Source organism: Flavobacterium sp. UBA7680 (assembly GCF_002482975.1).
Lineage (GTDB): Bacteria > Bacteroidota > Bacteroidia > Flavobacteriales > Flavobacteriaceae > Flavobacterium.
Genome location: NZ_DLHA01000015.1, coordinates 1 through 15,025 on the forward strand (window position 1 = coordinate 1; position 15,025 = coordinate 15,025).

At 29.9% G+C, this 15,025-nt stretch carries 14 protein-coding genes; 12 read left to right on the top strand and 2 right to left on the bottom strand.

Annotated features, from left to right (window positions below; translation table 11 throughout):
• The first annotated feature begins 272 nt into the window (after positions 1-272).
• A complete protein-coding gene (locus B3C18_RS02335) occupies positions 273-506 on the top strand; it encodes a putative signal transducing protein (protein ID WP_073484127.1) in 234 nt (77 codons plus the stop codon).
• Positions 507-1,398: 892 nt separating this feature from the next.
• Positions 1,399-1,827, top strand: coding sequence for a ribose 5-phosphate isomerase B (gene rpiB / locus B3C18_RS02340; protein ID WP_073484123.1), 429 nt, complete (start codon positions 1,399-1,401; stop codon positions 1,825-1,827).
• A 157-nt stretch (positions 1,828-1,984) separates the two neighbouring features.
• On the opposite strand, the gene B3C18_RS02345 is transcribed toward rpiB, so the two are convergent.
• Positions 1,985-2,260, bottom strand: coding sequence for a DUF1294 domain-containing protein (locus tag B3C18_RS02345; RefSeq protein WP_349680552.1), 276 nt, complete (start codon positions 2,258-2,260; stop codon positions 1,985-1,987).
• A 109-nt stretch (positions 2,261-2,369) separates the two neighbouring features.
• Between B3C18_RS02345 and B3C18_RS02350 the strand changes: the two genes are divergently transcribed.
• On the top strand, positions 2,370-4,493 hold the full coding sequence (locus B3C18_RS02350; RefSeq protein WP_291141772.1) for a Tex family protein: 2,124 nt from the start codon (positions 2,370-2,372) through the stop codon (positions 4,491-4,493).
• A gap of 98 nt (positions 4,494-4,591) precedes the next feature.
• On the opposite strand, the gene B3C18_RS02355 is transcribed toward B3C18_RS02350, so the two are convergent.
• The gene (locus tag B3C18_RS02355; protein ID WP_068841718.1) at positions 4,592-4,771 is read right to left on the bottom strand and encodes a Sec-independent protein translocase subunit TatA/TatB; all 180 of its coding nucleotides are present in this window, start codon (positions 4,769-4,771) and stop codon (positions 4,592-4,594) included.
• A gap of 211 nt (positions 4,772-4,982) precedes the next feature.
• Here B3C18_RS02355 and B3C18_RS02360 point away from each other — a divergent pair, with 211 nt between their 5' ends.
• The 9 genes from B3C18_RS02360 to B3C18_RS02400 all read left to right on the top strand — a co-directional run bounded on the left by B3C18_RS02360 (position 4,983) and on the right by B3C18_RS02400 (position 14,699).
• The gene (locus tag B3C18_RS02360) at positions 4,983-5,483 is read left to right on the top strand and encodes a peptidase (protein WP_291141780.1); all 501 of its coding nucleotides are present in this window, start codon (positions 4,983-4,985) and stop codon (positions 5,481-5,483) included.
• 11 nt (positions 5,484-5,494) lie between these two features.
• Positions 5,495-6,979, top strand: a complete 1,485-nt coding sequence (locus tag B3C18_RS02365) for a GH3 auxin-responsive promoter family protein (RefSeq protein ID WP_291141782.1) — start codon at positions 5,495-5,497, stop codon at positions 6,977-6,979.
• Positions 6,980-7,004: 25 nt separating this feature from the next.
• Positions 7,005-7,610, top strand: a complete 606-nt coding sequence (locus B3C18_RS02370) for a hypothetical protein (RefSeq protein ID WP_291141785.1) — start codon at positions 7,005-7,007, stop codon at positions 7,608-7,610.
• A gap of 126 nt (positions 7,611-7,736) precedes the next feature.
• A complete protein-coding gene (locus B3C18_RS02375) occupies positions 7,737-9,416 on the top strand; it encodes a DUF6909 family protein (protein ID WP_291141788.1) in 1,680 nt (559 codons plus the stop codon).
• Between the two features lie 9 nt (positions 9,417-9,425).
• Positions 9,426-10,418 carry a hypothetical protein gene (locus tag B3C18_RS02380; protein WP_291141791.1) on the top strand — a complete coding sequence of 331 codons (993 nt, stop codon included), beginning with the start codon at positions 9,426-9,428 and terminating at the stop codon, positions 10,416-10,418.
• 105 nt (positions 10,419-10,523) lie between these two features.
• On the top strand, positions 10,524-11,759 hold the full coding sequence (locus tag B3C18_RS02385; RefSeq protein ID WP_291141794.1) for an oligosaccharide flippase family protein: 1,236 nt from the start codon (positions 10,524-10,526) through the stop codon (positions 11,757-11,759).
• A gap of 18 nt (positions 11,760-11,777) precedes the next feature.
• The gene (locus B3C18_RS02390) at positions 11,778-12,431 is read left to right on the top strand and encodes a class I SAM-dependent methyltransferase (RefSeq protein WP_291141796.1); all 654 of its coding nucleotides are present in this window, start codon (positions 11,778-11,780) and stop codon (positions 12,429-12,431) included.
• A 17-nt stretch (positions 12,432-12,448) separates the two neighbouring features.
• Positions 12,449-13,441, top strand: coding sequence for a glycosyltransferase (locus B3C18_RS02395; protein ID WP_291141799.1), 993 nt, complete (start codon positions 12,449-12,451; stop codon positions 13,439-13,441).
• Positions 13,431-14,699, top strand: coding sequence for an O-antigen ligase family protein (locus tag B3C18_RS02400; RefSeq protein WP_291141802.1), 1,269 nt, complete (start codon positions 13,431-13,433; stop codon positions 14,697-14,699). The genes B3C18_RS02395 and B3C18_RS02400 overlap by 11 nt, the downstream gene beginning before the upstream one ends.
• The last annotated feature ends 326 nt before the right edge of the window (positions 14,700-15,025 follow it).

A 15,025-nucleotide genomic window follows, 5' to 3' on the forward strand; every position in this document is an offset into this window, starting at 1 on the left:
ATCTTTTATAATCTGGTTTCTGCTATTTGTATCGTCAAGTTCTAACTTCGCTCCTATCTGTTTATAATTAAATGGCTTATTGGCATTTTGCGATAAAATCTTAAGGATCTTCCCAGAGAAATCTTTCTCTTTTTTTATCGGCTTTCTAATTTTCTTACTCATATATCTTTTCTTATAAGGTTTAAAATTACAAATAAGAAATCAGATAATTCTTTTTAACAAATAGAATTATTAAAAATATAACTTTTCGTATATTTACAAAAAGACCTCATATGGAAAGCTTTAAGACGATCGCCGTATTCAATTATCTGCACGAAACAGTGGTTCTCAAACACTTACTAGAACAAGAAGAAATCCCATATTTTTTTGAAAACGAAATGACACTTTCTGTTATGCCGCTTTACTCAAATGCCGTGGGCGGAATCAAACTCAAAGTTCATCCAAACGATTTCGAAGAAGTTCAGCAAATTCTGGACAACCTAAACAATCCTCTTAAAATCGTTTAAATCTCTTCTTTTTTCAAACTCAAAAATTTTTTTTTCCTTTTCAACTTTAATAGTTTTCAACATATATTAAATACAACAAAAAAGAAATTTTAAATTTAATTAATTTTTGATGGTTATTATAGCTTGTTAATATGTCGAATAAATTTATTTTTAAAAGTATTGAAATGAAGTTTCTCTTAGTTATTGGGAGTTATCAACATAGTTATATTTAGCTAAAAGATTAATTTATAAGACTTTTTGTATTTTAATTAACAACGGTTGACAACCAAAAATGAATTCATTTTGTAGATAAGTTCATATGCTGCTATTTGTTGAAAATGGCATTTTTTATATTGATAACTTTTCCAAAAATTACTGAAACTTTATTAGGATTTTTAATTCCAGTTTTGGATTAGGCTTTTTTTTGACACAACCAAAAAAAACTTCTAATTTTCTATCTCAACTTATTAACAAATAATGTTAACTTAAAGTTAATTGAATATCAACGAATTACGATTTGGTATTAACATTCTAAAATTTTAACAAATATTCTGTTTATTCTTTATTGATTATGAGATAGTTATGTAGTTGGTAAAAATGTTGATAAGTGTTAAGGTTTTGATATGATGTGAGTTATAAATAAGCCAGTATTTAGTGGATTTACCACAAAGCACACAAAGTTTTTACGCAAAATTTATAAGTTGAAATTTGGATAATCTTGACTAAATTGTTGCTGCAAAAGAACACAAAGTTTAGTTTTAAAGGATTAAATTATTGTAAACAAACTCAATTTTTATTTTTTAAAACACAGTAAAATGTTAGTAAGCAAAAAATTAGTGAAAATTAATGAAATTCGTGGCGAACATTTATTTATTAAGTAAATTTGCATAACACAACTTAATAGTATAGAAAAATGAAAATTTCGATAGGAAACGACCACGCAGGACCAGAATATAAAAAAGCAATTGTGGCAATGCTTGAAGCAAAAGGATATGAAGTAACGAATTATGGAACAGATACTGATGCTTCTGTTGATTATCCAGATTTTGGGCATCCGGTTGCAAATGATGTATCTGAAGGTAAAGCTGATTTTGGAATCGTTATCTGCGGAAGTGGAAACGGAATTGCAATGACGGTTAATAAGCACCCAAAAGTGAGAGCTGGATTATGCTGGACTAAAGAAATTGCGTATTTAACTCGTTTACATAACGATGCTAATATTGTGAGTATTCCGGCGCGTTTTACTTCTATTCCGCAAGCGGTTGAAATCGTTGAAACTTTTTTAACGACTGCATTTGAAGGCGGAAGACACCAAAATAGAGTTAATAAAATAGCTTGTTAATAAAAGTCACAAAAAAATCGGGTGCTTCGCACCAAATAAATAGAAACACACCGGGCGGATTTTTAAAATCCATCCGGTTTTTTATTTAATTATCTAAAATACAGTTAATTAAGTTAGATGTAATCATCAAAATTTAGGTTATTAACAATGTTAATATCTATCTTTTGTTAGTTAAGTAGAGATAAACTAAACCAGCCTGTATCAAAAAAATTAGCGAGAATTTGACAATAAATGAAGTTTTACTCGTTTTATGTCTGTAGAAAAACATCGCTGTTAATAAACCTGGTGTTCCTCCAATTGCTTCAAGAAAAAACAAAGTATTTTCGGGGATTCTTCGTTTATTTTTTCGGGCTAGATATTTATCATAGCCGGCAAGAATAAAAACGATGATATTTATAAATAAAAAATAGAGTAAAAAAATTTCCATTGGCATAATATTCAAAACAAAGATATTATTTTAGCCGAATCATTGATTAATTTTCAAATTAATTTTAACAAGTAAATTATATCAATTTATAATTAAGAATTTATTTCATTAAAGTATGACTAATATTCAATTCATTGCAAAGTCTGTTCAGGCACCTGCAGTTAGTATTCAAAACACTGTAAAATTATTAGAGGAAGATTGTACGATTCCGTTCATTTCGCGTTACCGAAAAGACGTTACCGGAAATCTTGATGAAGTTGTAATTGAGCAGATTGCAAAATTACAAAAAGATTATGATACACTTGTAAAACGTAAAGAAGCCGTTCTAAAATCTATTGAAGAACAAAAAGCGCTTACGCCAGATTTGAAGAAAAAAATTGAAGAAAGTTTTGATTTACAAGAAATAGAAGATTTTTACCTTCCGTACAAAAAGAAGAAAAAAACAAAAGCCGATGTTGCCCGCGAATTTGGTTTAGAACCTTTAGCGAAATTGATTATATCTGAAAGTGACGTTGATATTGATTTCCTTTCTACACAATATATCAATGATAATGTTATTAATGAAGAAGCAGCAATTCAGGGCGCAAGAGATATTGTAGCGGAATGGATTAACGAAAATATTTATGTTCGTAAACAGCTTCGTAGATTGTTTCAGCGAAAAGCAGTTATTGGAACTAAAGTCGTAAAAAAGAAAGCCGAAGAAGAAGGTGCGCAAAAATTCAGTCAATATTTTGATTGGGAAGAGTCTTTGACAAAAGCGCCAGCGCATCGTTTACTAGCAATGCTTCGTGCAGAAAATGAAGGTTACATCAAAATGAAAATTGATGTTGATATCGATGATGCTTACGATGTTATTGATGAAATTATCATTAAAAAACAAAATAATACAACGGCTCATTTGCAATTAGCAATTGAGGATAGTTACAAACGTTTATTGAATCCGGCAATTGGAAATGAAACTTTGCAGGAAGCAAAGGCAAAAGCCGATGCTAATTCGATTCAGGTATTTGCTAACAATTTAGGACAGTTGTTATTGGCTCCGCCTTTAGGAGAAAAACGAATTTTGGCAATCGATCCAGGATTCAGAAGTGGTTGTAAAGTAGTGTGTCTGGACGAAAAAGGCGATTTATTATACAACGAAACGATTTATCCGCATGCGCCTCAAAATGAGGAATCGATGGCTATCAAGAAAATCCGTTCGATGGTAAACGCTTATCAAATTGATGCGATTTCTATTGGAAACGGAACGGCTTCAAGAGAAACGGAATTTTTCATAAAAAAAATCGCGTTTGACAAACCAGTGCAGGTTTTTATTGTTTCTGAGGCTGGAGCTTCGGTATATTCGGCTTCAAAAATTGCGAGAGAAGAATTTCCAAATTATGATGTAACGGTTCGTGGTTCGGTTTCTATCGGAAGAAGACTTTCAGATCCGTTGGCCGAATTGGTAAAAATTGACCCAAAAGCAATTGGAGTTGGACAATATCAACACGATGTTGACCAAACTAAATTAAAAGAAGAATTAGATAGCACGGTAATTCGCTGCGTAAACTCGGTTGGAATTAATATCAATACGGCAAGTAAACATTTACTAAGTTATGTGAGTGGAATAGGAGAGAAGCTTGCTGAAAATATTGTGCAATACCGCTCTGAAAATGGTCCTTTTGAAGACAGAAAACAGTTGAAAAAAGTGCCGCGTTTGGGTGATAAAGCGTATCAACAAGGAGCTGCATTTATTAGAATTACAAATGCTAAAAATCCGTTGGATAATTCGGCGGTACATCCTGAGGCTTATCCGGTTGTAGAAAAAATGGCAAAGGATTTGAATCTTTCGTTAAATGACTTAATTGCGAATAAAGAGAAAACGGCGCTTATTAAGCCCGAAAAATATGTAACGCCTGAAATTGGTTTACTTACGCTGAAAGATATCATAAAAGAGCTTGAAAAGCCTGGATTAGATCCAAGAAAGTCGGCGAAGGTTTTTGAATTTGATGCAAATGTAAAATCGATCAAAGATTTGAGAACTGGAATGATTCTCCCGGGAATTGTTAATAACATTACCAACTTTGGCTGTTTTGTTGATATCGGAATCAAAGAAAGCGGATTGGTTCACATTTCGCAGTTAAAAGCTGGTTTTGTAAGCGACGTAAACGAAGTGGTAAAATTACATCAGCATGTTGATGTTAAGGTTACTGAGGTTGATGAGGATAGAAAGAGAATTCAGTTGACGATGGTACTTTAAAAATTTCAAAAAAGAAATTTCAAATTCCAATTGGAGATAAAACAAAAAAATCCCAGACTACAATTTGTAATCTGGGATTTTTAATAACTTTTACGTTATTATTTTGTTTCTTCCTCTTCTTTTTTAGCAGGAGCAGGTTGATCGTCTTTAGCAGCGTTTTTAAATTCCTTAATTCCACTTCCTAAACCTTTCATTAATTCTGGAATTTTTTTACCTCCAAAAAGTAATATCACAATACCTACGATAACAAGGATTTCTGTAAGACCTAATCTTCCCATGACTATTATATTTAATGCCGAAGCAAATTGATTTTTTATTTTCACCGCAAAGGTATATAGAATATACGAACAAGAATGGTTTTTGGATTAAAAAATTTCTTTTTAAGTGCGTTAAATATTTTATAAAATCATTATATTACTGCAAATGCTCATTTTTCGCAAGCATTAACAATGCGATTAATTACTATATTTGCTCATATAAATAACCAAAATGGCTAAGAAAAAAAGGAATTTTAGGAAAAAATTATTCATCAAAAACCGACTGGTAATTTTGAATGAAGATACTTTTGAAGAAATTTTTTCCTTCAGACTTACGCTAATGAATGTGTTTGTAATGTTTACTTTAGGTGGAATATTTCTTATTCTGGTTACTACTTTCATTATTGCTTTTACACCTTTGCGTGAATTTATTCCCGGTTATTCTTCTTCTCAATTAAAAAGAAATGCGACAGAATTGGCCATAAAATCAGATTCATTAGAAACGGCGCTCAAAAAAAATGAAGCTTATATAAAAGGAGTTCAAAAAGTTTTAAGCGGTCAGCTTGAATATGCAAAATTTAATAAAGACTCTATTATAGGTGAAGCTGATGAACCTTCAGATTTAAATATGAAAGCTTCTGAAGAAGAAATTAAGCTAAGAGAAGAAGTGGCAAAAACAGAGAAGGAGACAAGCCAGCAAAAGGGCAAGAAAAACAAAAGTGACAAAAAATAATACCACAAAAAATGTCAATTAAATCGATAGCAGCAAAAATATTTGCGCGCAAAATATACAACCAAACACTTTTCTGGGCCAATAAGCCAGTTGAAACTCAACTAGAAGTTTTTAAAAGCCTGATCGAAAATGCGAAGGAAACCGAATTTGGAAAAGACCACCATTTTGATAAGATAAAAACATTTGAAGATTTTCAAAAAAATGTTCCCATTCGCGATTACGAAGATTTAAAAAATTATATCGAAAAAGTTAAGGTTGGTGAAGAAAATATTTTGTGGAAAGGAAAACCCATTTATTTTGCCAAAACATCCGGAACAACTTCTGGTGCCAAATATATTCCACTTACAAAAGAATCAATGCCTACGCACGTCAATGCCGCGCGTAATGCAATTCTACATTATATAAACGAAACCGGAAATGCGGATTTTGTTGATGGTAAAATGATCTTTTTACAGGGAAGCCCCATTTTGACTGAAAAACACGGAATTAAATTTGGAAGACTTTCTGGTATTGTAGCACATTTTGTTCCGAAATATTTGCAAAAAAACCGAATGCCGTCTTGGGAAACCAATTGTATTGATGACTGGGAAACCAAAGTAAATACAATTGTAGGCGAAACGATTAATGAAAATATGTCTGTGATTTCCGGAATTCCGTCCTGGGTACAAATGTACTTTGAGCGTTTACAAGAAAACAGCGGCGGAAAAAAGATAAGCGAAATTTTTAAAAACTTTAATTTGTTCATTTACGGGGGTGTTAATTACGAACCTTACCGCGCGAAGTTTGAGCAAATGATAGGTAAAAAAGTAGACAGTATTGAGTTGTTTCCAGCTTCTGAAGGATTTTTTGCGTATCAGGATTCCCAAAAAGAAAAAGGAATGCTTTTATTGTTGAATTCCGGAATTTTCTATGAATTCATTAAAGCCGATGAATTCTTTACTGAAAACCCAAAACGTTATACAATTGGCGAAGTAGAACTGGAAGTAAATTATGCTTTAATAGTTTCGACGAATGCCGGACTTTGGGGTTATAATATTGGCGATACTATTCAGTTCACCTCTTTAGCTCCGTATCGTGTCATAGTTTCAGGACGTATTAAACATTATATTTCTGCTTTTGGCGAACACGTAATTGCAAACGAAGTCGAAAACGCAATGAAAGAAGCAACGGCCGGAACTAATATTGTAATAAACGAATTTACTGTCGCACCTCAAATCACGCCAGCAAACGGATTGCCATATCACGAATGGTTAATTGAATTTGAAAAAGAGCCGGAAAACATAGAAACTTTTGCAGAAGCGATCGATGATTCGATGCGAAAACAAAATATTTATTATGACGATTTAATTACCGGAAACGTTTTGCGAAAGGTCGTTATCAGTAAAGTTTCAAAAAACGGATTTCAGGAATACATGAAATCGCAAGGCAAATTAGGCGGACAAAATAAAATTCCGAGATTGTCGAATGACAGAAAGATTGCGGATAATTTGAAGTAGATTTGTTAGTTTGAATTAAGATAGGATGAATTTAAAAATAAAAGCAAAATATTTATCATTGTATTTAATATTAAATGCAATAGGTATCTTATTAGCTATCAGATATTGGTGGACTGATCCATTAATTCTCTCAGGTTTAAATAAATATACTATCATTTTGTTACTTTCTGTTGGAATATGCTGGATAGGAATTTTATTTCTCAGCATAATGTTAATTAGGCTTTTAATAGTTAAAATTGATAATTATAAGTTTATTTCTCCATTAGATTTAACAAACAACAAATATTATGCTTCAGAAATAGGGGTAGATAAAGCTAAAAGATTCGAGAAAGCAATTACTTTTATTGGATTTCCAATGTTGTTTTTAACAATTTTTTCATTTAGATTTTTAATAGAAATTTATGAAAATAATGAACTGAAAACCAATGGAGTGATCGAAAAAATTGTTGTAAAAAAATTAAATAAAGACATAAAAAATAATAGTTATGTTTTTATTGAATATGAAAATAAAAAGCATTCAGTAAATCTTCGATCGGATTATTTAAGATTGAATGATACAATTACGATTATTTATTCGAATAGAAATCCAGAAATTGTAAAAATTTTTAATGAATATAAAGAAAACCAATGAGATATGTTTTCTAACAATTTTTTAAATTAAAATTCATTAAAGTATTAAGTATAGTTTCTACTTTCGTTTATCGAAATATTCTTACCTTCTTTAAAAATGAAGAAGATTTTTTTTAATTAAAAGAACATGAAAGAAACCAAACATATATCAAGATCAAGAGCTCAGGAATCATCTGCAGCAATAGAAAAAATGTACATTACAATGCGCCATTTATTCAACCGTGGTTTTTACAAACCAATGGGAGTTTCTGGTGACAGCTTACGCGAATCATTGTTGGCTTTACGTCCGGAAATCTACGGAAATATTGCTGAAGAAAAAGTAGAACTAAACGGGCTTTTGTACGTTATAGAACGTCTTCCGATAGGAATTGAACAATGTCGATTCATCAACTTAACTTCAGACGAAGGATATTCTAAATCGCATTTCCAGCCAATTGTTCCTCCAAAAAGAAGGAGAAATTGCTACAGAATTGACGAAGAACAAATGAATGTTGAAATCACGCGCGGACGTTCAGATATTTATGATATCCTGACGCATTTGACTTTTATTTTCATCGAATCTCATAAAATTAAAAATAGAGTTTTAATTGACGACGGCGGAGAAGTTTCACGTGATTGGTTAAAATTAGAACAAGCCGTTACGCAGACAAAAAAGCTTTCGCAGATTGAAAAAGAAAAAGCAATTTCGCACGTTGCCAATATTTTAGCCAGAACTTTTGAAGAAGTTTTAGATATATACGACGCCTTTGGTTCAGAAAATGCACCAGATCGTTTCCTGCATGTTATCTATTGGTTAGGAAAATTAGCGATTGAAGAAATTGTAGAAAACAATAAACGAACGATAACTTTTAGTCCGGTTTTACGTGAACGTCTTGGACATCATATTCACGGAGAAATCTGGGCAACAAATATCAAGGAAGTTTTAAAAGCAAATGATCTTTTAAAACGTCCAATTCACGTAATAAGTGCCAATATGCACAGCGTGATGAACTCGATTTTTGCAACGCCGCTGTTAACATCAAAGTACAAAGGCAAAACAGATTTCTTTATTTATGAAGAATTAAGCGGCTCGGGTTCAAAAGAAATAAGAAATCAGGTTGAAGAACTAGCATTGAAAAACGGAATGATTTCGCTTCCAGATACATCGGGAACAAATATCGACGTTCAAATTTTTGATACAGCCAAAATTGACTGGTCAAAAACGGCATTTTCATACGCTAATATCGACGAAGATAAACCGGTAATTATTGTAATGGATTATGCTTTTGGAGAACAGGCTTATGAAACAATCGACGAGCTTTTAAAACCATTTAAAAAAGAAACATTACTAAATGTAAGATCGGTTTCTATTATGGGTAAAGCCGGAATTTTGGAAGGAGGAAAAGGTGATATCATGATTCCTTCGGCACATATAAATGAAGGAACGGCGGATAACTATTTCTTCGAAAATGAATTGACAGGCGCAATGTTCGAAGGAAACGACATCGACGTTTACGAAGGTGCAATGGTTACTGTTTTAGGAACTTCATTACAAAACAGAGATTTGTTGAAATTTTTCCACGAATCGACTTGGGGTGTAATTGGTCTTGAAATGGAAGGATCCTATTATCAAAAAGCAATTCAGTCGGCATCAAAAATTAGAAAAAGCGTACCGCACGATATAAAGGTTCGTTATGCATATTATGCATCAGATAATCCATTAGAAACAGGAAGTACATTAGCTTCGGGCGGATTGGGAACAACAGGTGTAAAACCAACTTATTTGATCACAATTAAGATTTTAGAGCAGATTTTCAACATCAAATAAAAACCAAAAATGAGTACAAACGTACCACAAAATAATACAGATCAAGAAATTGATCTGTTTCTGATTTCAAAAAGTATCGGTAGATTTTTCGATAGAATAAACACGGCTATTTTTAGATCGATTCAGTTTTTAATTCGAAATAGGATCATTGTTGTAACATTACTTTTATTCGGATTTGGATTGGGGTGGTATTTGGATTCAAGCAAGAAATCATTTCAAAATGAGATTATTGTAACACCAAATTTTGGAAGCGTTGATTATTTGTATTCGAAAATTGATTTAATTGATGCAAAAATTAATGCAGGTGATACCGTTTTTCTAAAAAAAGTTGTTGGAATTTCTCATCCTAAAGCCATTAAAAAAATTGAAATTAAACCTATTTCTGATGCTTTTAAATTTGTAGAAGATAGAGAACAAAACTTTGAACTTATAAAGTTAATGACTGATGATGGTGATGTTAACAAGGTTTTAATTGATAATGTTGTAAGTAAAAATTATACTTATCATACAATATCTTTTATTTCAAGTGAATTAGTTGATGAAAAAGATTTTATAGAACCGTTATTAAAATATTTAAATTCTTCAGAATATTTTGATTCTGCCCAAAAAATAGGGTTTAAGAGTATGAAACAGCAAATTGCTCAAAATGATACTATTATTGCTCAAATAGATAATGTTTTAAGCGGTTTTTCGAATACAGTAAAAAACACGAATAAAAATGATAAATTGGTTTATTACAATGAAAATACCCAATTGAATGATCTTATTAAAACCAAACAATATTTAGTTGTTGAACAAGGAAGAAACAGACTAAAATTATTAAGTTTTGATAAAACGATTAAAGAAATCAATTCTACTTTAAATATAAAAAACACAAAATCACTTAACGGAAAATTAAAATTTATATTCCCTGTTTTGTTTCTTTTCTTGTTTCTTTTCTTAAATTTTCTTTTTAAATTTTATAAGAAGCAGTTATTAAAGGAGAAATTAATTGAACCATAAAATAAGTTAGTTTAATGATTTACTTATGAATAAGTTGAACTGATAAGAAAAAGAATAGATTCTATTATTGGTTATTAATTGTATTTATAGACCAATTTGCTAATAATGAAAAAAAATACAATAATAGATTATCTAACGTATGGTTCAGGTCAGTTAATAAACTTAATTGCACCATTATTAGTTGCTCCAAAAGTCATTTCTGTATGTGGCATTGAAAATTGGGGAAAGATTGGCGTTGCATTATCTGTCTTTACATTACTGGGATTGTTTATTGATTTTGGCTCCAATATTCTTGGAGTTAAAGAAGTCAGTATTAATAAAGATAATTTTCGCAAAATTCAGGAATATTTAAACACTTCGTTTGCGATTAAAATCATCAACTTTTTTATACTATTTCTAGGTATATTTTTGATAAGTTTGATTTTTAATAATATTGATAAAAAGCTTTATTTACTAGCTCTAACACTTTTATCTGGTCAGTTTTTTAATATTACATGGATTTATCAAGGACTAGAGAAATTTGGCATTATAAATAGACTTATATTCTTTTCAAAAATAATTTACGTCTTAATAGTTTATCTTTTAATTCGAGAGAAGGAAGATTATTTTCTAGTTTTATTTATACTAGGAACATCAAATACATTAGTTTATTTGTTTTTTTTTATAAAAATATGGAAATCATATCAGCTGTCTCTTTTCGATGTTAAAGTAGATACAGTTATAAAACAATTTAAAAATGAATATCCCATACTAATATCTAACTTTTCTATTGCCGCATATGTACAAAGCCCCATTTTAATAATTCAATATTTACTTGGTGATTATTACGCCGGAATTTACAAAATTGGCGATATGATTCTCAATATTTTTAGAAGCTATTTATCGGTTTTCTTTAATGTTAGTTTTCCTAAATTTTGTGAGAGTTACAGTAAAAGCAGGAAAGAAGGAATTTTATTTTTAAAAAAAATAAACAGCATTAATATTTCACTATTAATTTTTGGAGTTGTAGTGATTATAACTGGCGGTGTTATTTTTATAAATAACTATGCAATAGAGGATAAAATTTATAACCTTCTGGGTTTTTATTCAGGTTTTATAATAGTGCCAATTATTACGGCTTTAAATATTCCTTTTTATCAATATTTAATTTACAAAAATGAACAGAAGTTATTATCTAAAATTTTATCTTTCGGCTGTGTAATGATGTTGATTTTAGGTTATTTTTTGACCTTATTTTTTAAATTACAGGGAAGTTTGACTGCCGTTTTTTTGATAGAAGGATTGATCACAACTTTGATAATATTATTTTGTATCCAGAAATACAAAATTAAAGACAATTAAAATTAGCGGGTAAGCAATATGCAAGAATCTTATTTAGATAAAGAAAAAGGATATTTTTCAAATATTAGAAAAGATATTATTTCTTTTATAGGTACATCAAAAGATCAAACGATATTAGAAATTGGTGCCGGCACCGGCGCGACTTTATTAGAATTAAAAAATAAAGGCGTTGCAAAAATAATAATGGGATTTGATATCGTTGATGTTAACCAGAATAAAGAAAAATTTGATTCTTTTATTATTGGAAATATCGAGCAGGATAATGTTCCTTTCGAATTAGATTTTTTTGATAGTATACTATTGCCAGATGTCTTAGAACATTTAGTAGAACCACAAAAAACAATTCAAAAACTAATTCCACATCTAAAAAAAGGAGGACATTTTTACATCAGTTTACCTAACATAAGAAATTTTGAAGTTTTTTATAAAATCTTTATCAAAGGAAGTTTTGAGTATACAGACGAAGGAATTTTTGACAAAACACATATTCGTTTTTTTTGCAAAAAAGACATGCTAAAACTAATCACTTTATTTCCTGAATTAGAAGTGCAAAAAATAGAATCAAATTTAAAACACCTTTCTTCAATGAAATCAACTTTGAACAAAATTACTTTAGGTGTTTTTGAGCCATTTTTAAGTACACAATACTTTTTGAAAGTTAGGCGAAATTAAAACATACAACTCTGTTAATGAATAAGAAGGTATATATTGTTCTTTTAAATTATAACAACTCTGAGGATTCTATTGAATGCTTAGAAAGTATTTTGAAATTACATTATATCAATTATCAAATTATTATTATTGATAATAGTAAAACATTACAATATTTTGAAGAGTTGCAATCATGGGCAGAAGGGCAATCTTCATCCTTTTTAAGTATTGATGAAAAGGATTTTTTATTAGAAAGTAAAAAAGAAAAAATACTTTTTGTAAAAGCTAAAGAGAACAAAGGTTTTGCTGCAGGAAATAATTTAGCATTACAATATATTTTAAACCAAAAAGAACAAGATTCCTATATTTGGCTCTTAAACAATGATACTGTTTTAGAAAAAAACAGCCTTGCAGATATTGTTTCTGAAATTGACAAGCAAGACATTTCAAACTCAAAAGTTATTTATGGAACAGCTTTATTAGAATATGTTGATCCAACAAAAGTTCAATCTTTAGGGGGTTTGTATCATCCAAAAACAGGTTTGACATCACATTTGGGAGAAGGAATTTCGATTAATGAAGCAATTTTAAATTTTGAAAAAATAGTTGAAAAAGCAAGTTATCCCATCGGGGCTTCTATGATAATTAAGTATCATGATCTGGAATCAATAGGATTATTATCAGAAGATTACTTTTTATTTTATGAAGAACTTGACTGGGTTTATCGAGCAAAACAAAATGGCGGAAGTTTAAAAATATTACCGGTTTTTGGAATTTATCACAAACAAGGAAATAGTACAAAGTCAAAAATTAACGAACAAAAATCTGAATTTATAGACTTGGTTTCAATGAATAGCCGCATTACTTTTGCTAAAAAGTATAATCGAAAAAACCTTGGATTTATTTATCTATCGATTTTAACTTTAACCATTGGAAATAGAATTTGGCAGAGAAATTTTAAAATAATTCCAAAGATTTTAAAAATGGTTTTTAGTAAAAGCAAAAAATTAAAGCAATCAAATGAAAATTGATATTAGAAAAGTTTTTTTAGTGTTTCTGCCTTTTACTCAGGCACTAACATTGAATATTTTTTTTCCACTCAAAATATCTGAAATTGCTCTTGTAATTTTGCTGCTGTTCTATATTAATAAAAAAACGATCTCAAGAGACACTATTTGGTTTTTTAACAACAATCTTATCATTGTATTAGTAGCAATTTTAGTCACGTTATCGTTTATCGTAAATATATATTGGAATTATCCTTATCCACCAAAAGAATTTCCGTTTCGAATAAATAGGGTTGGAGATAGTTTTATTAGAGTTTGTTATTTTTATTTGTGTCTGGCAGCTTATTTTGTATCTTATAGATTATTCACAAAAGATATAAAAATTTTAGAAATATGGATTTTTGGAGCCATAATAGCAGCAGTTTACGGATGGTATTTATTTTTATCATCAAAATTAAACATACCTTATTTTAAGCTTCCGGGAATCGAGGAACCACAAATGTTAGAAGGTTTTATCAGATCCAGTACTTTCAAAGAAGGTAATTATTTCGGATTGTTTTTATTACTATCGGCATCCATTGCATTTTATTTAAAAAAAATGACTCATGGCTGGTTTTTACTTTTTAGTGTGATTGTTTCAATGTCTACGATTTCAATACTTTCGGTATTTATCTTTATTTTCTTTTTTTATAAAAAAAAGCTTCTGCGATTAAACTTTCTTCTTAAAGTTATTCCAGTTGTAATCATAGGTATATTAATATTTATTCAAACGGAATTCTATCAAAAATATGTATATGGAAAACTGTTTGATCCAACAAAAACACTTACTCAAAATAATTTTTCAAAAGCAGACAGGATTATTACCGCAAATGTTGCTTTTTATTCTGGAATAGACAATCCTTTTTTTGGAGTTGGCCCTGCAAATTATGGACTTCATTATGATCATTATAATAAGTATAAAAAAATTGTGGTGAATAGAAATGCATATTTTGACCATTTTGCACAACGAAAAAATGAACGAGCGATACCCAATAATGTATATTTAGAGGTTTTCTCAGAATATGGTTTAATAGCTTCGGTGCTATTTCTACTGTTTCTGTTTTTAATTTTAACGAAAGCATATTATTTAAAAGAAGATTCTATTACAGCAGGCATAATTTGCATCATTTTATCTTTTAATGCATTTCCGTCCTTTATTATGCTTTTTATTTGGGTTTTTCTGGCGATACCTTTTGCTATTCATAGAAATAAATTAAATCAACAAAAACTGATAACAAATTAATTTTGTCCATCAAAAAAACAGATTATTATGATTCAAGATATCTTTAAGAAATTTAAAATAGAATTAGTTTGTTTATTTTTCATAGCATTCTCTTTTGTGTTTAAAATTTCTTTGGCCACACCAGCTATTTTGCTATTATTACTTTTGAATGTTTCAAAAATGAAAAAGCAGGATAATAATTTAACAGTTAAGTTATTGAGCTTATTGTTTGGATCAATTTATGTTTTATACATTTTATCTTTCCTTTTCAATTTTGACTCTTCCTCCAAATTAATTGTCAGATCGCTTGGTTTTATATTTATTTCGGGAATGTTTTTAGTTAAAAA